Source organism: Rhodomicrobium sp. R_RK_3, from assembly GCF_002198715.1.
Classification (GTDB): Bacteria; Pseudomonadota; Alphaproteobacteria; order Rhizobiales; family Rhodomicrobiaceae; genus R-RK-3.
The window spans coordinates 30,053-52,690 of record NZ_MWLK01000034.1; the positions used below are offsets into that span (position 1 = coordinate 30,053).

General features: G+C 65.0%; 19 protein-coding genes, 1 tRNA gene and 2 pseudogenes. 7 read left to right on the forward strand and 15 right to left on the reverse strand.

Annotated elements, in window-relative coordinates; genetic code table 11:
• Positions 1–52: 52 nt before the first annotated feature.
• Both BLEFHOIH_RS27645 and BLEFHOIH_RS20850 read right to left on the reverse strand, forming a co-directional pair.
• Positions 53–235, reverse strand: a pseudogene (locus tag BLEFHOIH_RS27645) (helix-turn-helix transcriptional regulator); the annotation flags it as partial.
• Positions 236–257: 22 nt separating this feature from the next.
• Positions 258–657 (reverse strand): annotated as a pseudogene (locus BLEFHOIH_RS20850) (IS3 family transposase); the annotation flags it as partial.
• A 5-nt stretch (positions 658–662) separates the two neighbouring features.
• Here BLEFHOIH_RS20850 and BLEFHOIH_RS26895 point away from each other — a divergent pair.
• Positions 663–830 (forward strand): hypothetical protein, encoded by a 168-nt coding sequence (locus tag BLEFHOIH_RS26895; protein WP_170937301.1) that lies wholly within the window; start codon positions 663–665, stop codon positions 828–830.
• A gap of 315 nt (positions 831–1,145) precedes the next feature.
• On the opposite strand, the gene BLEFHOIH_RS20855 is transcribed toward BLEFHOIH_RS26895, so the two are convergent.
• Both BLEFHOIH_RS20855 and BLEFHOIH_RS20860 read right to left on the reverse strand, forming a co-directional pair.
• A tRNA-Arg gene (locus BLEFHOIH_RS20855) sits at positions 1,146–1,222 on the reverse strand.
• Positions 1,223–1,512: 290 nt separating this feature from the next.
• Positions 1,513–2,007 (reverse strand): peptidoglycan-binding domain-containing protein, encoded by a 495-nt coding sequence (locus BLEFHOIH_RS20860; RefSeq protein WP_210191853.1) that lies wholly within the window; start codon positions 2,005–2,007, stop codon positions 1,513–1,515.
• Positions 2,008–2,179: 172 nt separating this feature from the next.
• On the opposite strand from BLEFHOIH_RS20860, the gene BLEFHOIH_RS20865 reads away from it, so the two are divergent.
• The 4 genes from BLEFHOIH_RS20865 (at position 2,180) to BLEFHOIH_RS20880 (ending at position 8,931) form a co-directional block, all read left to right on the forward strand.
• Complete coding sequence (locus BLEFHOIH_RS20865) at positions 2,180–3,328, forward strand: CaiB/BaiF CoA-transferase family protein (RefSeq protein WP_088347971.1); 1,149 nt, start codon at positions 2,180–2,182, stop codon at positions 3,326–3,328.
• A 127-nt stretch (positions 3,329–3,455) separates the two neighbouring features.
• Entirely contained in the window at positions 3,456–5,780 is a 2,325-nt protein-coding gene (locus BLEFHOIH_RS20870) for a Tex family protein (protein ID WP_088347972.1), read from the forward strand.
• Between the two features lie 250 nt (positions 5,781–6,030).
• Positions 6,031–8,097 carry a M3 family metallopeptidase gene (locus tag BLEFHOIH_RS20875; protein ID WP_088347973.1) on the forward strand — a complete coding sequence of 689 codons (2,067 nt, stop codon included), beginning with the start codon at positions 6,031–6,033 and terminating at the stop codon, positions 8,095–8,097.
• 21 nt (positions 8,098–8,118) lie between these two features.
• The gene (locus BLEFHOIH_RS20880; RefSeq protein WP_088347974.1) at positions 8,119–8,931 is read left to right on the forward strand and encodes a GNAT family N-acetyltransferase; all 813 of its coding nucleotides are present in this window, start codon (positions 8,119–8,121) and stop codon (positions 8,929–8,931) included.
• Positions 8,932–9,319: 388 nt separating this feature from the next.
• On the opposite strand, the gene BLEFHOIH_RS20885 is transcribed toward BLEFHOIH_RS20880, so the two are convergent.
• The 4 genes from BLEFHOIH_RS20885 to BLEFHOIH_RS20900 are packed head-to-tail and all read right to left on the reverse strand — an operon-like array spanning position 9,320 to position 12,252.
• A complete protein-coding gene (locus BLEFHOIH_RS20885; protein ID WP_088347975.1) occupies positions 9,320–9,757 on the reverse strand; it encodes an HIT family protein in 438 nt (145 codons plus the stop codon).
• A 59-nt stretch (positions 9,758–9,816) separates the two neighbouring features.
• A complete protein-coding gene (locus BLEFHOIH_RS20890; protein ID WP_088347976.1) occupies positions 9,817–11,004 on the reverse strand; it encodes a GNAT family N-acetyltransferase in 1,188 nt (395 codons plus the stop codon).
• A gap of 12 nt (positions 11,005–11,016) precedes the next feature.
• On the reverse strand, positions 11,017–11,781 hold the full coding sequence (locus tag BLEFHOIH_RS20895) for a glycerophosphodiester phosphodiesterase family protein (RefSeq protein ID WP_088347977.1): 765 nt from the start codon (positions 11,779–11,781) through the stop codon (positions 11,017–11,019).
• A 6-nt stretch (positions 11,782–11,787) separates the two neighbouring features.
• Complete coding sequence (locus BLEFHOIH_RS20900; protein WP_088347978.1) at positions 11,788–12,252, reverse strand: RidA family protein; 465 nt, start codon at positions 12,250–12,252, stop codon at positions 11,788–11,790.
• Between the two features lie 204 nt (positions 12,253–12,456).
• Between BLEFHOIH_RS20900 and BLEFHOIH_RS20905 the strand changes: the two genes are divergently transcribed.
• On the forward strand, positions 12,457–13,338 hold the full coding sequence (locus BLEFHOIH_RS20905) for a cell envelope integrity EipB family protein (RefSeq protein ID WP_170937307.1): 882 nt from the start codon (positions 12,457–12,459) through the stop codon (positions 13,336–13,338).
• A 13-nt stretch (positions 13,339–13,351) separates the two neighbouring features.
• Here BLEFHOIH_RS20905 and BLEFHOIH_RS20910 read toward each other — a convergent pair whose 3' ends face one another.
• Together BLEFHOIH_RS20910 and BLEFHOIH_RS20915 are read right to left on the reverse strand one after the other, a co-directional pair.
• The gene (locus BLEFHOIH_RS20910) at positions 13,352–14,278 is read right to left on the reverse strand and encodes an ROK family protein (protein WP_088348082.1); all 927 of its coding nucleotides are present in this window, start codon (positions 14,276–14,278) and stop codon (positions 13,352–13,354) included.
• A 2-nt stretch (positions 14,279–14,280) separates the two neighbouring features.
• A complete protein-coding gene (locus BLEFHOIH_RS20915) occupies positions 14,281–14,589 on the reverse strand; it encodes a DUF3572 domain-containing protein (RefSeq protein ID WP_088347980.1) in 309 nt (102 codons plus the stop codon).
• Between the two features lie 187 nt (positions 14,590–14,776).
• On the opposite strand from BLEFHOIH_RS20915, the gene BLEFHOIH_RS20920 reads away from it, so the two are divergent.
• Positions 14,777–15,157 carry a response regulator gene (locus BLEFHOIH_RS20920; RefSeq protein ID WP_088347981.1) on the forward strand — a complete coding sequence of 127 codons (381 nt, stop codon included), beginning with the start codon at positions 14,777–14,779 and terminating at the stop codon, positions 15,155–15,157.
• 568 nt (positions 15,158–15,725) lie between these two features.
• Here the strand turns inward: BLEFHOIH_RS20920 and rpmG are convergent.
• The 5 genes from rpmG to topA form a co-directional block, all read right to left on the reverse strand.
• On the reverse strand, positions 15,726–15,893 hold the full coding sequence (gene rpmG, locus BLEFHOIH_RS20925) for a 50S ribosomal protein L33 (protein ID WP_088347982.1): 168 nt from the start codon (positions 15,891–15,893) through the stop codon (positions 15,726–15,728).
• 89 nt (positions 15,894–15,982) lie between these two features.
• Positions 15,983–16,711: an NUDIX hydrolase gene (locus BLEFHOIH_RS20930; RefSeq protein WP_088347983.1), complete on the reverse strand. Its 729-nt coding sequence runs from the start codon at positions 16,709–16,711 to the stop codon at positions 15,983–15,985.
• Positions 16,712–16,730: 19 nt separating this feature from the next.
• On the reverse strand, positions 16,731–17,165 hold the full coding sequence (locus BLEFHOIH_RS20935; protein WP_088348083.1) for a DUF983 domain-containing protein: 435 nt from the start codon (positions 17,163–17,165) through the stop codon (positions 16,731–16,733).
• 283 nt (positions 17,166–17,448) lie between these two features.
• On the reverse strand, positions 17,449–19,710 hold the full coding sequence (rnr, locus tag BLEFHOIH_RS20940) for a ribonuclease R (protein WP_088347984.1): 2,262 nt from the start codon (positions 19,708–19,710) through the stop codon (positions 17,449–17,451).
• Positions 19,707–22,373 (reverse strand): type I DNA topoisomerase, encoded by a 2,667-nt coding sequence (gene topA / locus BLEFHOIH_RS20945; protein WP_088347985.1) that lies wholly within the window; start codon positions 22,371–22,373, stop codon positions 19,707–19,709. Before topA ends, rnr begins: the two co-directional genes overlap by 4 nt.
• Positions 22,374–22,638: the final 265 nt, after the last annotated feature.

A 22,638-nucleotide genomic window follows, 5' to 3' on the forward strand; every position in this document is an offset into this window, starting at 1 on the left:
TCCTTGATATACGAGCGGGTATTCGTATATCTTAAGCGCAGATCGCTTTTAATCAAGATTTTTGAGCCGGAGGCGCATCGGTGACCGGACTTCCCGCGTCTTCGATCTGATCAGGCATCACAATTTCCATGTGGCTTACGCCGAGCGCGATTGCGATCTCATAAATCGTGACCAAGGTTGGGTTGCGAAGGCCCCGTTCGAGGTCGCTCAGATATTGCTGCGTAAAGCCGGAGAGTTACGGCCGGGGCGCTCCGGCCGAGACGGATGCACGAGCCGTCATTCAGCCAGAGGCGGCCGCGTTTGGGGTGTTTCTGCGGCACTTTCAGCCCTTCCCGGCGCCAGATGCGATAGATCCGCTTGAGGTTCACCCGCCAGCCTTCGACGCGAAGCAGCGCGGTGATCCGGCGATAGCCGTACCGGCCGTATCTCGTCGCCAGACGGATGATCGCCGTGGTCAGCGCCTCCTCATCGTCGCGGACGACAGGCAGCCGGCGCTGTGTCGCGCGCGCGGCTGCCCGATCACCGCGCAAGCACGGCGCTCCGAGACCTTCGTCCTGGAGCGCACATGCGCGACGCAATCCCGGCGGCGGGAAGGGCTCAGTATTTTCCCTCAAGCGCCTCCTTCAGGATCAGCTTGTCCAAGGTCAGCTCGGAGATCCAAGGTGGAAAGCGAGCCATCAACGCCGCGTCCCACCAAGTTTCCTGATCCCCAGACGGCCGCCGTGATGCTGGACGCGCTGCCCGTCTCGTATCGAACAGCCTATCGGCTGCACCGGGGGCCTGATGGAAAATGCGAGATCGAGGTGTTCCAGATGACGGGCTGGCTGTGACCCAGGCAGTGGCCGGGCTGTCAGCGACAGATGGCTGCATATAGACTGGGGCTTCCGCGCGATCGATATTGGCCGCCAATCACGCCAAGGATCGCAAATGCAGTCTGGATGCCACCCCACAGCCACTGCACGCCGCGAAGGGAAATACCCCCATTCTGCCCATAATTCCTTGCAGGAGGCTCGCGAAGCGATTGAAGCTGTTGTAAATTAAATGGGCCGCCTTGCAGGGCGGCCCATAAGTCCATCAACCAAGATGTGCGTGCGACTTGCGTGCTAGCTGTCTAAGTCAACGGGCCTGGAAACCCTTGAAATCATTGGCGCACCCAAGAGGATTCGAACCTCTGACCTTTGCCTTCGGAGGGCAACGCTCTATCCAGCTGAGCTATGGGTGCGTTCGCGTGGATCCACAAGGCGTCAATCTATGCGATGCGGCGGGGGATTGCAATGCGAAGCGACACGGGGCGGCGGCGGTCCACAAGCCGGCGCGGCGGCCCCGCGCCTCTCCTTGCAGGAAGGGCGGCCGCGCCTGGCTTGGCCATCGCAGGTCGCCCAACTTTCGGCCCCTAGAGCGGGATGAGTACCGGTTTACCGCTCGTCATCCCGATCGAAATTTAAGAACGAGATCACTGTTCATGATTTTGGATTGATCCAATCCAAATCATCGTGATCCAGAACCGCGCGATCAGATCGGGTTGCAAGGGGTCGCGACGATGCGGCAGCGCTTCAGAGGCACGCCGCCGACCGAGGACTCGAAGCATTTCGACAGCGAGACCTGCGCATTGTTGTAATCCGACCATTCCTCGCCGTAACGGGCGCGGACTTCCTCGCGCCAGTTCTTCTTGGCCAGCTTAAGCGCCCAGCTTTCGATCGGCCGCGCGTTTCCGGTCGAGGAAATTTCCTCGCTCTTGCAGCGGCCACGAGCCTGCTGCTGCGGTGCGCCCTTGTCGCCCTCGCCGAAGAGGGCATCGACAGTGCGCGGCCCCGCCTCGCCATCGGCGGGGGAAATATTGTGATCGCGCTGGAAGTCCCGGACGGCTTCGCGCGTGCCGGAACCGTAGACGCCATCGACCTCGAAACCGCGGTCGACCAGCCGCAATTCGACCAGCCGTTCTTGGATGTCGCGCACTTCATCGGTGCGATAATCGCGGTCGCGCGGATCGGCAAAAGCCGATGACACGCCAAGACTCAATGCCACAATGCTAAGAATAACCTTCATCTTTTTCCCCTCATATGACATGAAGAAAATCTTTTACCATAACCCCTGTTCGGGGTCGCCAGATATATCACATTTGAATCAAATCGTGGATATCATAAGCGTTGCAGATGCAACCGTCTCAGCCGGAGCCGCGATGATCGAAAGCCATGAACCATCCGGCCGCTCCGGCCCGCTCGCCGGTATCCGCGTCATCGACCTGACTCGGCTGGCGCCGGGGCCCTATTGCACCATGCTGCTGGCCGACTTCGGCGCCGAGGTGATCGCGGTGGGCGGCGGCCGGGCGGGGCGCGCCGTGCCCGCTTTCGCGCGCGGTAAGCGGCAGATGGCGCTCGACCTGAAGACGGAGGCCGGGCGGCGGGCGCTGCACGCAATGATTCCCGGAGCGGACGTGTTCGTCGAGGGCTTCAGGCCAGGGGTGGCGGCGCGGCTCGGGGCGGATTACGCGACGCTCGCGGCGCTCAATCCCAAACTCGTCTATTGCTCGCTGACGGGCTACGGCCAGGACGGTCCGCGCAGCCAGGAAGCGGGGCACGACATCAACTATATCGCGGTCAGCGGCGTACTCGGCGCGATCGGGCCGGCGGGGCAGCCGCCGCAGGTGCCGCTCAATCTGGTCGCCGATTTTGCCGGCGGCAGTCTGGTCGCGGCCTTCGGCATCATGGCGGCGCTCGTCGAGGCGCAACGCTCGGGCAAGGGGCAGCAGGTCGACGCGGCGATGGTCGATGGCTGCCTGTCGCTGATGGCGATGCATTTTCCGCTTTGGGGCACCGGCAGGATGCCGGGCCGCGGCGATGGTCTGCTCGCCGGAAACGCGCCGCATTACCGCTGCTACGCTTGCGCGGATGGGCAATATGTCTCCGTCGGCGCGCTGGAGCCGGCGTTTTTCGCGGCGCTGTGGCAAGGACTGGGGCTCGGCGAAACGCCGCCCGACAATGCCGACCGGGCAAACTGGCCCGAGATCGAGCGCCTCTTCTCGCAAGGTTTTCTTACCCGCAGCCGCGACGCATGGGCCGCCCATTTCGCCGGAACCGATGCCTGCGTGACGCCGGTGCTGTCGCCGGACGAAGTCTGGGCCGAGCCGCAGATCGCCCATCGCCATCCGGGCGCGAGCGCCCGCGCGGTCCCGCCCGTGCCGCGCCTCAGCCGCACGCCCGGCATCGCCCAGCCCGCCGATGCCTCAGACCAGACCCGGGCGATTCTCGCCGAGGCCGGCCTCACCTCAGAAGAAATCGCCGCCGCCCTGCCGGGCGACACCGCAGAGCACCCCACGCACATCGTTTAGCCACCCGGCCAGAGCCGGCACATCCTTACTTTCCCGGATGAAATGTTTTGTGCCGGACCCCATCTCTTGGCAGAGCGGCCGCGCGTGCCTATCCTCCGCCGATCGCCAATTGATTCCCGGAGCTGGAATGACCGACGCTCAAAGCCGCATCGCGCAGATCATCGCCCAAGAGATCAACGCCAAGCCGCAGCAGGTGACGGCGGCCGTGGCGCTGCTGGACGAAGGATCGACCGTGCCGTTCGTCGCCCGCTACCGCAAGGAGGCGACCGGCGGCCTGGACGACATCCAGTTGCGTCAGCTCGAGGAACGGCTCGGCTATCTGCGCGAACTCGACGCCCGGCGCAAGACGGTGATGGAGAGCATCGCCTCGCAAGGCAAGCTGACCGACGAGCTGACCATTAAGATCGCGACGGTGGCGACCAAGGCGGAATTGGAAGATCTCTACCTGCCCTTCAAGCCGAAGCGCCGGACGCGGGCCCAGATTGCCCGCGAGCGCGGATTGCAGCCGCTGGCCGACACCATCCTCGCCGACCGCAAGATCGATCCGGCAGTGCTGGCCGCGCAGTTCCTCGGCGACGAGGTGCCGGACGCCAAGACCGCGCTCGAAGGCGCGCGCGACATCCTCACCGAGACTTTTGCCGAAAACGCCGATCTGGTCGGCAAGCTGCGCACCCATATGAAGACGCGCTCGGTGCTGCGCGCCAAGGTCGCGCCCGGCAAGGAGGAGGAAGGCGCGAAATTTGCCGATTATTTCAACCATTCCGAGAACTGGCGCGACATTCCGAGCCACCGGGCGCTGGCCATGCTGCGCGCCCGCAATGAGGAGATCATCTCGCTCGACATCGACGTGGACGCCGAGGACACCTCGGCGGTGAAGCCGGTCGAGCGCATCATCGCCGGCACCTACGACATTCCCGCCAAGGGCACTGCGGCCGACAACTGGCTGATGGATGTCGTGCGCTGGTCGTGGAAGGTGAAGCTGTCGATGGGCCTCACCGTCGACCTGATGACCGAGATGCGCGAGAAGGCCGAGGAAGAGGCGATCCGGGTGTTCGCGCGCAATTTGAAGGATCTGCTGCTGGCCGCCCCTGCCGGTTCGCGCCCGACCATGGGCCTCGATCCGGGCATCCGCACCGGCGTCAAGGTCGCGGTGCTCGACGGCACCGGCAAGCTGGTGGACACGGCGACCGTCTATCCGTTCCAGCCGCGCAACGACGTGCGCGGGGCCCAGACCGAGATCGCCGGGCTGATCCGCAAGCATGGCGTCGAGCTGATCGCCATCGGCAACGGCACGGCGAGCCGCGAAACCGACAAGCTGGTCGCCGACATGATCGGCCTGATGCCGCCGCCCAAGCCGATCAAGGTGGTGGTGAGCGAGGCGGGCGCGTCGGTCTATTCGGCCTCGGCGGCGGCTTCGGCGGAATTCCCCAATCTCGACGTGTCGCTGCGCGGCGCGGTGTCAATCGGGCGGCGCTTGCAGGACCCTCTGGCGGAGCTGGTGAAGATCGACCCGAAATCCATCGGCGTCGGCCAATATCAGCATGACGTCGATCAGGCGCGGCTCGCCAAGGCGCTGGACGGCGTGGTCGAGGACGCGGTGAACGCCGTCGGCGTCGACCTGAACACGGCATCGGCCTCGCTCCTCGCGCGGGTGTCCGGTCTCGGCGGTTCGATCGCGGAAGCGATCATCGCCCATCGCGACAATGTCGGCCCGTTCAAGACGCGCAAGGAGTTGCTAAAAGTCGCCCGCCTCGGGCCGAAGACCTTCGAGCAATGCGCCGGCTTCCTGCGCATCCCGAACGGCACCGAGCCGCTGGACGCCTCGGCCGTGCATCCGGAAGCCTATGGCGTGGCGAAGAAGATCGTCGAATCCTGCGGCCGCGATCTGCGCGCGCTGATGGGCGACTCGGCAGCGCTGAAGTCCATCGATCCGCGCGCCTTCGTCGACGAGCATTTCGGCTTGCCGACGGTGAAGGACATCATCGCCGAGCTGGAAAAGCCGGGCCGCGACCCGCGCCCGGAATTCCGCACCGCGACCTTTGCCGATGGCGTCGAGGAGATGAAGGACCTGCGCCCCGGCATGCTGCTGGAGGGCACGGTGACCAACGTTGCCGCCTTCGGGGCCTTCGTGGATATCGGCGTGCATCAGGATGGGCTGGTGCATGTCTCGCAGCTCGCCGACCGTTTTGTGAAGGACCCGCATGAGGTCGTGAAGGCGGGCGACGTGGTGAAGGTGCGCGTCGTCGAGGTCGACGTGAAGCGCAAGCGCATCGCGCTGACCATGCGCAAGGACGGCGGCGGCGAGGCCCGCCCCAGCGGCGACCGCCCGCAGCGCGATCAGGTGCGCGGCCCCATGTCGAGCGGCCCGGGGAAACCGCGCGGCAAGGAACAGCCGGGCAGCGGCATGGGCGCGTTCGGCGCCGCGCTCTCCGAGGCCATGCGCCGGAAATAAGTCTCGTCGCCCCGACGGTGCGAAGCGCCGGGCCGGGGCCTGCTCGCCTCTCCGCACGGTACGCGGTCGAGGGGACGGCAATGGGTCCCGGTCCGGCCTGACGGCCGCCCGGGACGACGGCCGGGCGAAGGCCGGACCGCCTCCGATCACGACCTGTGCAACAAGATTTGCGCAAGTCGTGCCTAAATTCTTTGCGGCGGTGCAACGAAAGTCTATTCTGGACGGCCAAACTCCAGGATGGACCCCCTGCATGACCGCAACAGAAAACCCGCTGCTCGGCGCGTGGACGGCCGATTTCGAGATGCCGCCCTTCGCCGAGATAGCCTCCGAGCATTACCTTCCCGCCTTCGAGGCGGGTATTGCCGCCCATAATGCCGAAATCGACGCCATCATCGCCGATCCCGCCCCGCCGAGCTTCGACAATGTCATAGGCGCCATGGAGCGCTCGCGCCGCCTGCTCGGCCGCGTCGGCATGGTGTTCTTCAACCTGACCGGCTCGAATACCAACGAGGCGCTGCAGGCCATCGAGCGCGAAATCGCGCCGCGCCTTGCCGCCCACAATCAGGCCATCGCCACCAATCCTGCCCTGTTCGCCAAGGTCGATGCGCTGCACGCCCAGATCCGCGACCTCGGGCTGACCGCCGAACAACGCCGCGTGCTGGAAGAGCATCATCTCGATTTCGTCCGCGCCGGTGCCCGCCTCGGCGAGGCCGAGCGGCAGCGGCTCGCCGAAATCACCGAGCGGCAGGCGACGCTCTCCACTCAGTTCGGCCAGAACGTGCTTGCCGATGAGAGCGGCTATCTGAAGCTGCTGGACGCGGCCGACCTCGACGGCCTGCCCGATTTTGCCCGCGCCGCCGCCGCCGGGACCGCGAAGGAGCGCGGCCATCCGGGCAAATACGCCATCACCCTGTCGCGCTCCAGCGTCACGCCGTTCCTGCAATTCTCAGCCCGCCGCGATTTGCGCGAAGAGGTGTTCAAGGCCTGGATCGCGCGCGGCTCCAATGGCGGCGCCACCGACAACCGCGCCATCATCGCCGAAATGCTGCGGCTGCGCGCCGAACGCGCGGCGCTCCTCGGCTATGACAGCTATGCCGATTACGGCCTCGACGACACCATGGCCAAGCGCCCGCAATCCGTGCGCGACCTGTTGCTCGCCGTGTGGGAACCGGCCCGCGCCCGCGCCGCCGAGGAGAGCGCCGAACTGGCCGGGGCGGCCGCCAGCGAAGGCGGCAATTTCGCCATCGCGCCCTGGGATTGGCGCTACTACGCGGAGAAGGTGCGCAAGGCCAAGCACAATCTCGACGAGGCGCAGATCAAGCCCTATTTCGAGCTGAACCGCATGATCGAGGCCAGCTTCGAGACGGCGCGGCGGCTGTTCGGCCTCTCCTTCAAGGAGCGCCCGGACCTGCCCGTCTATCATCCCGACGTCCGCGTCTGGGAGGTCATGGACCGGACCGGCGCGACCATCGGCATCTTCCTCGGCGATTATTTCGCCCGGCCCTCGAAACAGGGCGGCGCCTGGATGAGCGCCTTCCGAAGCCAGTACAAGCTCGACGGCAAGAAGACGCTGCCGATCATCGTCAATGTGCTGAATTTCACCAAGCCCGCCCCCGGCGAGCCGGCCCTGCTCAGCATCGACGATGGGCGCACGCTGTTCCATGAATTCGGCCATGGGCTGCACGGTCTGCTCTCGAACGTCACCTACCCGTCGATTTCAGGCACCAGCGTGAAGCGCGATTTCGTCGAACTGCCCTCGCAGCTTTACGAGCACTGGCTGCTGACGCCGGAAATCCTCAGCGAATATGCGCTGCACGCCGAGACCGGCGAGCCGATGCCGGCCGAGCTGATCGGGCGGCTGCTGGCGGCGCGCAAATTCGACCAGGGTTTTTCCACGGTCGAATATGTCGCCTCGGCCATTGTCGACCTGGAGCTGCATGAGGCCGGGACAGTCGATCCGGCATTCGATGTCGACAAGGCGGAGGCAGACGTTCTGGCCCGAATCGGCATGCCCGCCGAGATCGTGCTGCGGCACAGGCCGACGCATTTCCTGCATCTGTTCTCCGGCGGCTATGCGGCGGGCTATTACAGCTATCTCTGGTCCGAAGTGATGGACGCCGACGCCTTCCGCGCCTTCGAGGAAACCGGCGACGTCTTCGATCCGGCGACGGCGGAAACGCTGCACCGCTTCATCTATTCCTCCGGCGGCAGCATGGACCCGGCCGACGCCTATCGCGCCTTCCGGGGCCGCCTGCCGGAGATCGACGCATTGCTGGAGAAGCGCGGTTTGGCAAAGCCCGAGCGCGCCGCCGCCTGAGGAGAGAAAGCGAGCCGCGCCATGGATTTTGCCCAGTTCAACGCCTATCACATGCCGGCGCTGGAGCAGAACGAGGCGCGGCACAATGTACTCCTGGCGATGATGGCGCGGGCAGCGGATGAAGCCCCGCCCCCGGGAACGCGAAAATGGTCCTATGGCGTGCCGGGGGCCTGCGCGTGGAAATCGCCGGTCAGGGGGATCGTGCTCGGCGATATGGGCGAGGCCGATTGCGCCGCGCTCGCGGAGGAGGTGGCCGGCACGCATTTTCATGGCGTGCTCGGCGCGGACGAAACGGCACGCTGGTTCGTCCGCCGCGCCGAGCACCTGGGCACGCGCTTCAAGGAGCCGATTCCGCAGCACATATTGGCAATCTCCCGGCCGCCGATCTATCCGGGCGCGCCGGGAGAGGCGCGTGCCGTGACGCTGGCCGATGCCGATCTGTTCGCTGAGTGGTATGCGGGCTTCCTCGCGGAGGCCGCGCCCGACGACGTCCCGCCCGAGCGCGCCTTTGTAGACCGTAAGGCCGCGTCCGGCGACTGCGTGTTCTGGACGGTCGATGGCGAGCCGGTCGCGGTGGCGGGGATCGTCCGGCGTCTGCGCAACGCCGCCGCGCTGGCGATCGTCTACACGCCGCACGCGCAGCGCGGGCGCGGCTATGCCGGCTCGGCGACGGCGGCTGTCGTGGAGCGCATCTACGCGGAGGGCCGGCAGACGGCCTGCCTCTACGTGGATCTGCGCAAACCGGCCCCCAACCGCTGCTACGCCAAAATCGGCTTCACCCCGGTGTGCAAGAGCTGGTTTTTCCTCCAGCTCCCGCCAGCCGGGGCGGGTTGATCCGCGGCGGGGCGAGAACGGGATCACATGAGCTGGGATCGGCCAGAGCGCCACGATCAATCGCGGCCTCGCAAATGGCCGCAGCCTAGCCCTCTCCCATGGAAGACCTTTGCAAAACTTCGATTCCTTCGCCCCGGCCGTTAGAGCCGGGGCCCACTCGCCTCTCCACTTGCCGCAGCAACAGCGGAAATATGATTNGCGGAAATATGATTGGGTCCCGGCTCGGCCTGACGGCCGTCCGGGACGACGGGGAGAGGACCTTCGATACGCAAAGGTCTCGCGCGGCTAAGGCATTACCCCTCACCTAACCCTCTCCCCATGGGAGCGGGGCTCGGCGGCGGATTGGGTTGGGGTCCGAATTGTGCCGTCCGGTTGATCCACTCAAGCCTCAATGTCTGGCAATCGCCTCGACCAGCTTGTTGGCGTGTTCGGCGAGCGCGGATTCATCGCCCTTGATGCCGGCAGGGCGCAGATCGACGCCGGCATGGCGCGGCAGGACGTGAATGTGGGTGTGGAAGATCACCTGACCGCCGGCCGCCTCGGAAAATTGCGAGATCGTGACGCCGTCCGCCTTGAACGCCTCCTTGCCGGCGCGCGCCACTTTCTGCGCCACCACGATCAGATGCTGCAAATCCTCCGGCTTGGCGTCGAGGATGTTGCGCGACGGCGCCTTTGGGATCACCAGCGCATGGCCGTCCGAGCGCGGCATGATGTCGAGGATGACGAGGCTCTTCTCGTCCTCATAGATCCGGTGGCAGGGCAGCTCGCCGCGCAGGATCTTTGCGAAGATATTACTGTCGTCATAGGCGGGGGAATTTTCGGCCATCGGAGCGCATCCCTAAATCATCCGTTTGGCCGAACGGTACGGGCGAGCGGGAGCGACGGTCAAGCCTCACCGTCCTCGGCCTCGGACTTCTTGAACGGCCCGAGCTCCGTCAGCATCCGCGCCTGTTCGGCGACGGCGCAGCGCTCCTGCTCCAGATAGGCGGCGACGGCGCGGCTCAGCCCCGGATGGGCGAGGTAATGCAGGCTGTAGGTCGTCTGCGGGAGATAGCCGCGGGCCAGCTTGTGCTCGCCTTGCGCGCCGGCCTCGACCCGGCCGAGCCCATGCGCGATGGCGTAGTCGATGGCCTGGTAATAGCAGGTCTCGAAATGCAGGAACGGATGGTGCTCGATGGCGCCCCAATAGCGGCCATACAGCGTGTCGCCGCCGATGATGTTGAGCGCGCCGGCGATGTAGCGGCCCTCACGCTTGCACATGATGAGCAGGATGCGCTCCGGCATCGAAGCGCCGATCATGCCGAAGAAGCGGCGGTTGAGATAGGGATTGCCCCATTTCCGGCTGCCGGTGTCCTGGTAGAATTCGTAGAAGGCGTCCCAATGCGCCTCGGTGATGCCGGCGCCGGTGATGTGCTCGATGGTGATGCCGTCGGCAACGGCCTCACGGCGCTCCTTCTTCAGCGCCTTGCGCTTGCGGGAGGCGAGTTCGCCGAGGAAATCGTCAAAACTGCCAAAGCCATGGTTGACCCAGTGGAATTGCTGATCCGTGCGCTGGAGCACGCGGCTGGAGGCATGGCGCTGCCACTCGTCCTCCGGCAGGAAGGTGATGTGAAGCGAAGACGCCCCATGCCGCTTGACCAGTTCGACCGCACCATTCATCAGCGCCGTCTCGATGGCCTCGGCATTCTCATGCGCGCCGGTCAGCAGGCGCTCGCCGGTGACAGGGGTGAACGGCACGCAGCTTTGCAGCTTGGGATAATAAGTGCCGCCTGCGCGCTCATAGGCATCCGCCCAGCCATGGTCGAAGACATATTCGCCCTGGCTGTGCGATTTCAGGTAAAGCGGCATGGCGCCGAGCAACCCGCCATCCCAATCCTCGATCACCAGATGCTGCGGCAGCCAGCCGGTGCGCCGCGAGACGCAGCCGCTCGCTTCGAGCGCATGCAGGAAGGCGTGTGACAGGAACGGATTGTAGCGGGCAGGATCGGAATTGGCGCAGGCGTCCCAGATCTCGGGCGCGATCTGGCCGATGCCATCCTTGACCCGGATGATGATCTCGCGTTCCGTATTCATCGACAAAGTCCGCTAATCGTCTTGCCCTGCCATCTCGCGCGGCGATGGACGAAACCCTTCAAAGATCATGCCATCGGCGAAGTGCGCCGCCTTGCGCCGGTCCTCGGCGGTCCGGACCGTCCAGGTGATGATCGGCAAATCCGGATGACGGCGTCGGAGCGCCGGCCCCATGGCGGCAAGCCCGTTCACTTCATAGGTCAGAAAATCGGGTTTGATGGCGTCGATGTCCAGCATGTGCGTCAAGCGGAAGCGGGCGCTTGGCGGGACGCCCGGCGGCAGATGCGTGAACCGCATGGCAGAGAGGCCGCGCGGCACGCCCGGGGCGAGGCGGCGCATGGCGATCATGCTGCCCGGATCGAAGGACATTACGCAGGCGGGGCCGGTGTAGCGCGCCAGTTGCTCGGCGATTTTGGCCTCCAGCGTGCGGTCGGCGCCGCCGGGGCTTTTGATCTCCAGATAGAGCGCGGCACGTCCCGCAACCAGCTCCAGCAGCTCGGCGAGCGTCAGGATACGGGCATCGGTGCCCTTCATGCGAATGCGGGCGAGCGCGTCCGGCGTCAGCGCCGCGACCGGGCCTTCGGCCTCCGTCAGCCGCTCCAGCGTCTCGTCATGGAAGACGACCGGCTCGCCGCCGGCCGCCGCCTGGAGATCCGTCTCGATCGCATAGCCGCCACGGATCGCGGCGAGGAAGGCCGCGCCGGTATTCTCGATCACGCCGCGCCTGACATCGTGAAGGCCGCGATGGGCGATGGGCCGGATCGGTTCGGACACTCCCATGCTGCCTCAGTTCACGGCCAGGACGGCATCGACCTCGACGGCGAAGCCGAAGGGCAGGCTGGCCATGCCGACCGCCGCGCGCGCATGGCGTCCGCGATCGCCGAACACGGCGACCATCAGGTCGGAGGCGCCGTTGATGACCTGCGGGTGGTCGACGAAATCGGGCGTCGAATTGACGAAGCCGGTCAGCTTGAGCACCTGCCCGACCCGCTCCAGCGAGCCAAGTGCCGTCTTGATCTGCGCGAGCAGGTTCAAGCAGGCGGCTTCGGCCGCTTTCTGGCCCTCCGCGATGGACAGATTTTCGCCAAGCCGGCCCTTTATGCCGTTGCCATCGGCGGCCCGCGAAACCTGCCCGGCCATGAACAGCAGACCGTTCGACAGGCAGAAAGGCACGTAGTTGGCGGCCGGGGCCGGGGCGTCCGGCAAGGTCAAACCGAGTGCGGCAAGCCGGGCTTCGCAGTCATCCGCCATGCTTCAGATCCTCCAAAATATTGCGCTTCTCGTATTTAGCAGCCGGCCCGGCCGAAACAAAGCGCGGCGGAACGGTTTCGGCAATGGCAACGGTTTACGTTGTTTAGAAAGGATATTGCCATTTCCAGCGCGATGAGTTGTCCTAAAGGAGAGAGCATATTGCAGCGCGGCATAATCGACAGGGCACGGGGCCGATGGGTGGTCATGAATAGACATGTTTTGAGGGCGCTTGTTCTGGCTCTGGCCATCTTCCCCGCGGCGCGCATCGCCGAGGCGCTGCCGCAGGGCGCAGCCATCGATCTGGTGCCGCATCGCGCGATTTACGACATGACATTGAAGAAGGCCGTCGCGGGCTCGAACGTCTCGGAAATCCGGGGCAGGCTGGTGTTCGATTTCGCGGGCTCGGCCTGCGACGGCTATTCGCTCAAATCGCGCCTCGTCACCGAGCTGATCGACCGCGAGGGCAACGCCACCGTCACCGATCTGCGCTCGACCACCTGGGAACAGGCCGATGGCGGCAAATTCCGTTTCAACAGCGCGCAATATGTCGACCAGCGGCTGAGCGAGCGGCTGGAGGGAAGCGCCGCGCGGCGCAAGGCCAATGAGGCGATCGACGTCACCATCGACAAGCCGCAGCGTCAGGCGCTGAACTTCCGGGGCACGCCGCTTTTCCCGACCCAGCACTCGCTCGCCATCCTCGAAGCCGCGCAGCAGGGCACGAACATGGTCCAGGCCGACATTTACGACGGCTCGGAGAAGGGCAACAAGCTGCTCTCCACCACCACCGTGATCGGCCGGCCGTCGCTGCCGGGACCGCGCGCGCATCCGGCCGGCATGAAGAATTTCGAGCGCCTGGACGAGTTGGTCTCCTGGCCGGTCTCGATCAGCTATTACGAGACGCCCGCCGAGGCCAATCGGGACGAAGGCTTGCCGACCTATGAGCTGTCCTTCCGGCTGTTCGCGAATGGAGTCAGCCGCGATCTGCTGATCGACTACGGCAATTTCTCCATCCATGGCGAGCTGAGCCGCATCGACTTCTATCCTCCGGCGGCCTGTCCGGGGCCGGCTGCGGTGAAGAAGAAATAGCCTTCCCGGCCGCTTAGTCCGCATCCCACAGGCGCGCGGCCCCACGGCCGCCGCTGGCGTCGCCATGTTTCGGCGGGCGGATGGCCACGTCGCGGTCGTCGGCGAAGATGAAGGGGCGCATCAGCGGCGGCAGATCCGTGTAGAGATGCGCCAGCCGCGACAGGCCGCCGCCGAGCACGATCACCTCCGGGTCGAAGATGTTCACCACCATGGCGAGGCCACGGGCGACCCGCGATGCGTGCCGGGCGAGCGCCGCGTTCGCGACGGCATCGCCTTCATCCGCGCGGGCGGCAATATCCTCGCCGGTCGCAGCGCGCGCCGCATCGCCCCCGCCCGCCAGAAAATCGCGATGCAATGCGGGGCCGGAGATCCAGGTCTCCATGCAGCCGCGCAGACCGCACCAGCACTCAGGTCCCGGGATCTCCGACGGCTCCGCCCAGGGCAGCGGGTTGTGGCCCCACTCGCCCGCATTGCCGCGCGGTCCATCGATCAGCCGGCCCCTATAGACCAGCCCGCCGCCGCAGCCGGTTCCGATGATGACGCCGAACACCGAGCGCGCGCCCTTCCCCGCGCCATCCGCCGCCTCCGAAAGTGCCAGGCAATTGGCGTCATTGGCGAAGCGTACCGGCCGTCCGAGCACCCCGGCCAGATCGGCATCGAGCGCGCGGCCGTTCAGCCAGGTCGAATTGGCGTTCTGCACCCGCCCGCTCACCGGCGAGAGCGACCCTGGCATCGCCACGCCGACGCTCGCCAGCCCCGCGCAATCCAGATGTTGTTCTGCTTCCGCGACAAGGTCGGCGATCAATGCGAGGCTGGCTTCGTAATCGCCGCGCGGCGTGGGGCGGCGGCGGGCGAAAAGCTCGGCATCGGCATCGCCGAGCGCGGTGATGGCGATCTTGGTGCCGCCGAGATCGACGCCGATACGGGCGCGCGCCGCCATCGTCAGCCCCATTCGGCGGCGGGATCGGGCGCAAGCTCGGCGCGGGCGGCGGCGAGGGAGGTCGGATCGATGCCGCTATGGCCGGCAAAGACCAGCAGCAGGGATTCGTCGTTCATGAGGAACTCGAGCACCCCGGCCAGGAATTCCGGCGAGCCGGCCTCGGCGCGGATGCTGGCGAGGTCGGTGCCGGTCGCGCCGAGGAACTGCACGAAGCGTGTCTCGTCGGCGGCGAGAAAGGTCAGCGCCTCGATGGCGAGCTGCTCGGCGTCCTCGCGGCTGATGCGCCGGCGCTTGTTCGAGAATGGGTCCATGGCGACGGATTTTAACGCATTCCCACCAGATTCACATTAGGTCGCGGCGCCGGGTTAGGCTTTTGTTACCAGATTGACGTGTAAAGATGGGCGAAATCCAGCATACTGAAACCATTCACGAGTCATGATGTATTCTCAATGTGAATTTGAGTTTCCACGCTCGTCCAACCGGGCCAGAAGCGGCACGATGTCCAAAACAGTTCTCATCGTCGAAGACAACGAGCTGAACATGAAGCTGTTTCGTGATCTGCTCGAGGCTCACGGCTATCAGACGCTGCAGACACGCAATGGCATCGAGGCCCTCTCGCTCGCCCGCGAGCACCTGCCCGACCTGATCCTGATGGACATCCAACTGCCGGAAGTGTCCGGGCTCGACGTGACCAAATGGCTGAAGGAAGACGACCAGCTTCGCCATATCCCCGTCATCGCCGTCACCGCCTTCGCCATGAAGGGCGACGAGGAGCGCATCCGGGAAGGCGGCTGCGAGGCCTATATTTCGAAGCCGATCACCGTTTCGATGTTCCTGGACACCATCCGCCAATTCATCGGCGGCAGTGAACTGCGTTAAGAATTATCGAGGATTTGGACGGCCGACGGATGCGGCGGAATGACGCGTGCGCGGCTCATTCCTGCGTTTAGGCAATTTACCTTATCTGCAATTCTTGTTTGTGTTTTTTATCGTCAGACGGCTTAATAGTGTTGTGGCTGGCCATCGGCGAAAGAGATTTCGACCCACAAAAGCGCCTCAGAGGCGATTTTCCCCGGTGGCTGGGACGGCGAGAGCGCGGTGTGACGGGGAGTTAACTTGCAATTCGAGCGCTTTTTCGCTTAATGATTGAATGAATTAGAGTTCCCTGCGGTTCGCTCAGGTCCGCCGCATCTCCTGGGTCCGTAGGGTTCGGCCGGCAAAGATGGTTTGAGTGGCCTCCTCGTTACTGCCATCGCTGTCGGCCAACAAGTCTGTGGCCAATGCCCTCTTTGGTCTAGGCTTGCGGACCAGCCCCGTTGCTCATGTCGGATTTACCCCGCTGCCGATAGGGCGCGGGGCTGGTCACTTTCCCCGCTTCAATCCAACATCTCAGATGAACGTTCGATGATCGGCCAAGGCCGGCGGCGCCCGCATGGGGCGCCTCGCCTTATTTGATCTTGGCTTCCTTGAACTCGACATGCTTGCGCACGACCGGATCGTATTTCTTCAGCGCCAGCTTCTCGGTCATGTTGCGCGGATTTTTCTTCGTCACGTAATAGAAGCCCGTGCCAGCCGAGCTGACGAGCTTGATCTTTTGGGTTACGGGCTTAGCCATCGCATTACATTCCTAATGGGTCGCGGAAAGCGACGAATTCGAGTTCGCAACTTACCGTGCTTCGGTCTTGTGTCAAGGGTTTGCGCGGGTCAGAGCAGCTTGCGGTGAAAACAGGCGCCGCGGGCGAAATAGAACGGCACCGGCGCGTCCGGATCGCCGATGCGGCCGGCATTGATGCGGTGCTCCAGGTCTTCCAGGATGATGCGGGTAATCGAGGGCAAATCCAGCTCGCGAGCCTCGGCGAGCGTGAGCCATTTCACCGCGACGAACTCGCCGTCGATGATGTCGGTATTGCCGGTGATCTCGTCGGCCGAGACGACGAAGAACCGGGTGTCGAAGCGCCGGGGGCGGCGGGACGGCGTGATGGCGCGGGCAAGCAGCGTGAAGCCGCCGAAATGCGGCACGCCGCGCCCGGCGTCCGTGGTCCTGGCTCCCGCGCCGATGATGATGCCGGTCTCCTCCTGCGTCTCGCGCAGCGCCGCATGGGCGAGCGCATAGGCGCGCTGCGGATGGGCGGTGCCCTTGAGGCCGCGCAACAGTTTCGACCGCATCGGCGCCGGCATGGTGCTGCCGATGGTCGCCAGATAGTCGCGCGCCTCGACGCGCCCGCCGGGGAAGACGAATTTGCCGGGCATGAATTTCAGCCCGAACTGGCGCTGGCCCATCAGCACTCTCGGCTCGGCGCCGGAGAGATCGAGCACGAGCAGGGTCGCGGCGTCGCGCGGATGCGAATTGGGATAGCTGCCGGTGTCGGTTCCCGAGCCGCGAAGGCGCTGCATATGGGCGTTGTTCGAGGGAAACAGCTCGTCAGAGTGCATGGCGACCTAATCCCAAGTGTCAGCCCCTGGCGAGTTCGGCCTCATCCGGGGAATCGGGGTCGAAGCCGTGCATGTAGAGCGCCCATTGCAAGCCGACGATCGCGCCCTTGACCACCGGCAGCAGCGCCATGCAGAGCAGGATGGTGACAGGGATCCAGATCAGCGCGTGCACCCAGAGCGCCGGGTGATAAGCGACCTCGAAGGCCAAGAGCACCGGCACCAGCAGATGGCCGGCGATGAAAATGGTGAAATAGGGCGGCGCGTCGTCGGCGCGCTGATGGAACAGCGCCTCGCCGCAGGCCGGGCAGTGGTCCGCGACCTTGAGATAGCGCCGGAACAAATGACCTTCGCCGCAAGCGGGGCAGCGCCCGAGCGCGCCGCGCAGCATGGCCGGGAAGACGGCGCGCGGTGTCTTGGCGGCGTGGATCGCGCCCACGGAAGCTTTAGTGTTCATTGTGTGCATGCCCAAAAGATAGACTGATCCCCACCCGATTGAAATGGTTATGTCCCGACCGGGACACAATGCGGCGGAAAGCCCCTTGGCAGCGGATACCTTGCTCATTCGGGACAGGGATTGGATCGCTCACCACACCCTCAGACGACATCCCCGCGAAGGCGGGGCCCCCAGTAAAGGGCAATCTTCGCCGCGAGACTGTGCCTCAAACGCGAATACTGCGGCGTACTAGATCCCCGCCTTCGCGGGGATTTCGCAGAAGAGCGATATGATCTTGCCGATGCTACCGCCGCCGCCGGGCATGGCGGCCAGGTGCGGGGCCACGCTTGCGCCGCGACAGCTTCAGGTCGAACCGGCCGTCGCTCACCAGGGTGAACCGCAGCGCGCCCGCCGACGGATGCGCCTCGACCAGCTTCACCTCGACCTTGTCGCCGAGCCGGAACGCCTCGCCGGAGCGCTCGCCGATCATGGCGTGGTCGGCTTCGGAATAGATGTAATAGTCGCGCCCGATGGTCGAGGCCGGGATGAAGCCGTCCGCGCCGTTCTCGTTCAGCTTCACGAACAGGCCGGAGCGGGTGACGCCGGAAATGCGGGCCGGGAAGGTCGCGCCGATGCGGCTCGCAAGATGGATGGCGATCAGCCGGTCGACGGTCTCGCGCTCGGCGGACATGGCGCGGCGCTCGGCCTGCGAAATCTGCTCGGCGACGCTGTCCAGCTCGGCGATTTCCTCATCCGCGAGACCGCCCGGCCCGAGCTTCAGCGAGCGGATCAGCGAGCGGTGCACGATCAGATCGGCATAGCGGCGGATCGGCGAGGTGAAATGGGCGTAGCGGCGCAGGTTGAGGCCGAAATGGCCCAGATTGTTCGGGCTGTATTCGGCCTGGGCCTGCGAGCGCAGGATGACTTCGTTCACCAGCTCGGAAACGTCGCTGTCCTTCATCTTGTCGAGGATGCGGTTGAACTGGGACGGCTGCATCAGCACCCCCTTGGGCAGCGAAATGCCGAGCGTCGCGAGGAAATCGACCAGCGAATTCAGCTTCTCCTCGCCCGGCGCGTCGTGGATGCGGTAGAGCAGCGGCGACTTCACCTGCTCCAGCGTCTCCGCCGCCGCGACATTGGCCTGGATCATGAATTCCTCGATCAGCCGGTGCGCGTCCAGCCGCTCGGGCGTGATCACCCGGGCGACGCGCCCCTCCTCGTCGAGGATGATTTTGCGCTCCGGCAGGTCCAGCTCCAGCGGCCCGCGCTTGTTGCGCGCCCGCCGCAGCGCCTCATAGGCCGCCCAGAGCGGCCGCAGCACCGGCTCCAACAGCGGTTTGCTGTGCTCGTTCGGCTGGCCGTCGATTGCGGCCTGGGCTTCGGGATAGGCGAGCTTGGCGGCGGAGCGCATCATGGCGCGGGCAAAGCGGTGGTCGCGCTTATGGCCGTCGGCGCTGAACACCATGCGCACGGCAAGGCAGGGCCGCTCGACGCCCTGCTTCAGCGAGCACAGGTCGTTCGACAGCGCCTCGGGCAGCATCGGCACGACCTGGTCGGGAAAATAGACCGAATTGCCGCGCTTCAGCGCCTCCGCGCTCAGCGCGGTGCCGGGGCGGACATAGTAGGAGACGTCGGCGATGGCGACGATGACGACGAAGCCGCCCTTGTTCGAGGCATCCTCGTCGGGGCCGGCCCAGACGGCGTCGTCATGGTCCTTGGCGTCGGCGGGGTCGATGGTGATCAGCGGCAGCTTGCGCAGATCCTCGCGGCCGCGCAGGGTCGGCGGCTTCAAACCCGCGATCTCGGCCTCGACACTTGCGGGGAAGAGGTTCGGCAGGCTGTAATTCTCGATGGCGATCATGCTGATCGCGCGTTCGCCTTCCGGATGGCCGAGCCGCTCGATGATGCGGGCGCGCGGGGCGAGCGTCTGCCCGGTCTTGGTCACCTCGAAGCGGACCAGCTCGCCGTCCTTGGCGCCCTCGGTCTCACTGGGGCCGAGCCGCCATTCGCGCAATTGCTTCTTATCGGTCGGCTCGATGACGCCGCCATCGCCCACTTTTCGGAAAATGCCGAGCTGGCGCGTGCGCTCGCGCGGCAAAATCTTGATCGGCATCGCGGTGTAGTCGAAGCCGTCGGGCTCGGCGACCGGCTCGATGCGGGAGAGCACATGGTCGCCGATACCGGGCATCCGACCCGGCTTCAGCCTCATCAGGATGCGCGGCGGCGGCCCTTCGGAGGCCTCGTTCCAATCCAGCGGGATGGCAATCAGCTCGCCATTGGCGTCATTGCCGGAGACCTCGACGACGGTCACCGAGCGAAGCTGCGCGGTGCCGCGCACGCGCTTGCGCGTCTTGGTGATGCGGCCGGAGGCGGTCAGCTCGCGCAGCAATTCCTTGAGCAGGATGCGGTCGTCGCCCTTCAGACCGAAGGCGCGCGCGATCTCGCGCTTTCCGACCTTGACGGGCGACGTGCGGATGAATTCGAGAATCGCGTCCTTGCTGGGGAGGGGCGGCGCGGTGCCACCCCTGGCCTTGGCCTTGCGGCCCGACTTTTGCCCCTCTTTCAAACCGCTGCCTCGGAACCGGATTTCGCCTTGGATTTTGCTTTCGCCTTCGGCTTGGCGTCGGCCTTCTTGGTCTCGGCCTTCGGCTTTGCCTCGGCTTTGGTCTTAGCCTCCGCCTTGGGCTTCGCCTCGGCCTTGGCTTTTGCCTTGCCTTTCGGCGCCTTGCCATTGGCGGCGCGGGCGGCGAGCAGCGGGATGGCTTCCTCGAGCGTGATCTTCTCCGGATCGGCGTCCTTGGGGATGGTCGCGTTGACCTTGCCGTGCTTCACATAGGGGCCGTATTTGCCGGAAAACACCTCGACCTTGCCGCCATCGGGATGGTCGCCGAGATTGCGCAAAGCGCTCTGCGCCGACCCGCCCCTGCCCTTTTTCGGCTCGGCGAGCAGGCTGACGGCGCGGTTGAGGCCGACCGTGAAGACTTCGTCGGGGCTGTCCAGATTGGCGTAGCGCTTATCGTGCTCGATGAACGGGCCGAAGCGGCCGAAGCCGGCGACGATCGCTTTGCCGGTTTCGGGATGCTTGCCGATCTCGCGCGGCAGCGACAGGAGCTTGAGCGCCAGCTCGAGATCCAGTTCGGCCTGGATGCCTCTCGGGATCGAGCCGCGCTTGGGCTTTTCGCCTTCCGCCGGTTCGCCGAGCTGCACATAGGGCCCGAAGCGCCCGGTCTTCAGCAGCACCGGCAGGCCGGATTCCGGATCGATGCCGAGCTGCTTGTCGCCGGCCACGACCGGGGCCTCGCCGTCGCTGCTGTTCTGGAACTGGCGGGTGAAGCGGCATTCGGGATAGTTCGAGCAGCCGACAAAGGCGCCGAACTTGCCGATCTTCAGCCCCAACTGGCCATTGCCGCAGGAGGGGCATTTGCGCGGATCGCCGCCATCGGCGGTCGCCGGGAAGATATAGGGCCCGAGGATTTCGTTCAGCGCGTCGAGGACATGGGTGACGCGCAGCTCCTTGGTGGCGTTCACCGCCTCGATGAAATCGCGCCAGAAATCGCGCAGCACATCCTTCCAGGCGAGCTTGCCGTCCGAAATCAGGTCGAGCTGTTCCTCGAGATCGGCGGTGAAATCATATTCGACATAGCGCTGGAAAAAGCTCTCCAGGAAGGCGGTGACCAGCCGGCCCTTATCCTCCGGGATCAGCCGCTTCTTCTCGAAGCGCACATATTCGCGCTCGCGCAGCACGTTGAGCGTCGTCGCATAGGTCGAGGGACGGCCGATGCCGAGCTCTTCCATCTTCTTGATGAGCGTGGCTTCGGTGTAGCGCGGCGGCGGCTCGGTGAAATGCTGGTCGGCCTTGATGGCATGGCGGGCGAGATTTTCGCCCTGCGTCAGCTTCGGCAGCCGGGCATCGCCCTCGGCCTCGCTGTCGTCTACGCCCTCCTCGTAAAGCTTCATGAAGCCGTCGAACAGCACGACCGAGCCGGTCACGCGCAAGCCATAGGACTCTGCGCCCTTGACGGCTTCGATATCGACGGTCGTGCGCTCCATCTCGGCGCTGGCCATCTGGCTGGCGACGGCGCGCTGCCAGACGAGCTTGTAGAGCGCGATCTCATCCGGCTTCAGGGCTTTTGCCAGATCCTGCGGCAGCCGGCCGAAATCGGTCGGACGGATGGCTTCATGCGCTTCCTGCGCATTCTTCGCCTTGGTCTTGTAGTCGCGCGGCTTGGCCGGCACGTAATTCTGGCCGAACTGGCGCTCGACCACGCCGCGGCACTGGGCGATCGCCTCGGGCACGATCTGGACGCCGTCGGTTCGCATATAGGTGATGACGCCGACCGTCTCGCCGCCGATATCGACGCCTTCATAGAGCCGCTGGGCGACCTGCATGGTCTGCCGGGCCGAGAAACCGAGCTTGCGCGAAGCTTCCTGCTGCAAGGTCGAGGTGGTGAAGGGCGGCGCGGGATGGCGCTTATAGCCGCTGACGTCGATGGCGTTGACCTTGAAGTCGCACGCCTCCAGCGCGGCCTTCAGCCGGAAGGCTTCCGCTTCGGTCGGAATGTCGAACTTGTCGAGTTTCTTGCCGAGCGCGCTGACCAGCCGCGCCTCGAAATCCTGGCCGAGCGAGGAGCCGAGCTGGGCGGCGATGGTCCAATATTCGCGGGAAACGAAAGTCTGGATTTCGGTTTCGCGGTTGCAGACGAGCCGCAAGGCGACCGATTGCACCCGGCCGGCGGACTTGGCGCTCGGCAGCTTGCGCCAGAGCACCGGCGACAGGGTGAAGCCGACCAGATAGTCCAGCGCGCGGCGGGCGAGATAGGCGTCGACCAGCGGGATGTCGATCTCGCGCGGATGCGCCATCGCATCCATGATCGCGTCCTTGGTCACCGCGTTAAAGGCGACGCGCTCCACGTGAACGCCCTTCAGCGCGTGCTTTTCCTCAAGAATCTTCAGAAGGTGCCAGGAGATGGCCTCGCCTTCACGATCCGGGTCAGTCGCGAGGATCAATCGCTCGGAGCCTTTCACCGCCTTGGCGATTTCGTTCACGGTTTTGACGGCGTCCGTGTCGACGGCCCACAGCATGGCGAAATCGTCGTCGGGAAGTACCGAGCCGTCTTTCGCGGGCAAATCTCGGACATGACCAAAGGATGGGATGACTTTGTAGTCATCACCCAAATATTTGTTGATTGTTTTAGCTTTCGCCGCCGACTCAACGATGACGATATTCATGAGCTATTCCGGTGCTTATGTGAGGCGCGATGGCGTTCATCTCAGTAGGATTGAGTGAGACACGATCGAAGCCAATCCGTTGCAGGAAACTGGGCCGAGCATGTCGCTGAGTCGGCCTACAGTAAGGGCAAAAGTGCAGGAAACTGTCAAATAGAGAATGATAGGGGTTGAAACGCCTTGCGGGGTGCAACCAAAGGGCGTATTCGGAGAACCCTATGATATTTAAGCTTATGCGCGTTCCAACTCATTCCCGATGACATCTCCG

Bases quoted from the DNA above. Each gene is read 5' to 3' on its own strand.
- BLEFHOIH_RS20865 (WP_088347971.1), top strand. From the start codon at position 2,180: ATGATCGAAAGCCATGAACCATCCGGCCGCTCCGGCCCGCTCGCCGGT.
- BLEFHOIH_RS20870 (WP_088347972.1), top strand. From the start codon at position 3,456: ATGACCGACGCTCAAAGCCGCATCGCGCAGATCATCGCCCAAGAGATC.
- BLEFHOIH_RS20875 (WP_088347973.1), top strand. From the start codon at position 6,031: ATGACCGCAACAGAAAACCCGCTGCTCGGCGCGTGGACGGCCGATTTC.
- BLEFHOIH_RS20880 (WP_088347974.1), top strand. From the start codon at position 8,119: ATGGATTTTGCCCAGTTCAACGCCTATCACATGCCGGCGCTGGAGCAG.
- BLEFHOIH_RS20885 (WP_088347975.1), bottom strand. From the start codon at position 9,757: ATGGCCGAAAATTCCCCCGCCTATGACGACAGTAATATCTTCGCAAAG.
- BLEFHOIH_RS20890 (WP_088347976.1), bottom strand. From the start codon at position 11,004: ATGAATACGGAACGCGAGATCATCATCCGGGTCAAGGATGGCATCGGC.
- BLEFHOIH_RS20895 (WP_088347977.1), bottom strand. From the start codon at position 11,781: ATGGGAGTGTCCGAACCGATCCGGCCCATCGCCCATCGCGGCCTTCAC.
- BLEFHOIH_RS20900 (WP_088347978.1), bottom strand. From the start codon at position 12,252: ATGGCGGATGACTGCGAAGCCCGGCTTGCCGCACTCGGTTTGACCTTG.
- BLEFHOIH_RS20905 (WP_170937307.1), top strand. From the start codon at position 12,457: ATGAATAGACATGTTTTGAGGGCGCTTGTTCTGGCTCTGGCCATCTTC.
- BLEFHOIH_RS20910 (WP_088348082.1), bottom strand. From the start codon at position 14,278: ATGGCGGCGCGCGCCCGTATCGGCGTCGATCTCGGCGGCACCAAGATC.
- BLEFHOIH_RS20915 (WP_088347980.1), bottom strand. From the start codon at position 14,589: ATGGACCCATTCTCGAACAAGCGCCGGCGCATCAGCCGCGAGGACGCC.
- BLEFHOIH_RS20920 (WP_088347981.1), top strand. From the start codon at position 14,777: ATGTCCAAAACAGTTCTCATCGTCGAAGACAACGAGCTGAACATGAAG.
- rpmG (WP_088347982.1), bottom strand. From the start codon at position 15,893: ATGGCTAAGCCCGTAACCCAAAAGATCAAGCTCGTCAGCTCGGCTGGC.
- BLEFHOIH_RS20930 (WP_088347983.1), bottom strand. From the start codon at position 16,711: ATGCACTCTGACGAGCTGTTTCCCTCGAACAACGCCCATATGCAGCGC.
- BLEFHOIH_RS20935 (WP_088348083.1), bottom strand. From the start codon at position 17,165: ATGAACACTAAAGCTTCCGTGGGCGCGATCCACGCCGCCAAGACACCG.
- topA (WP_088347985.1), bottom strand. From the start codon at position 22,373: ATGAATATCGTCATCGTTGAGTCGGCGGCGAAAGCTAAAACAATCAAC.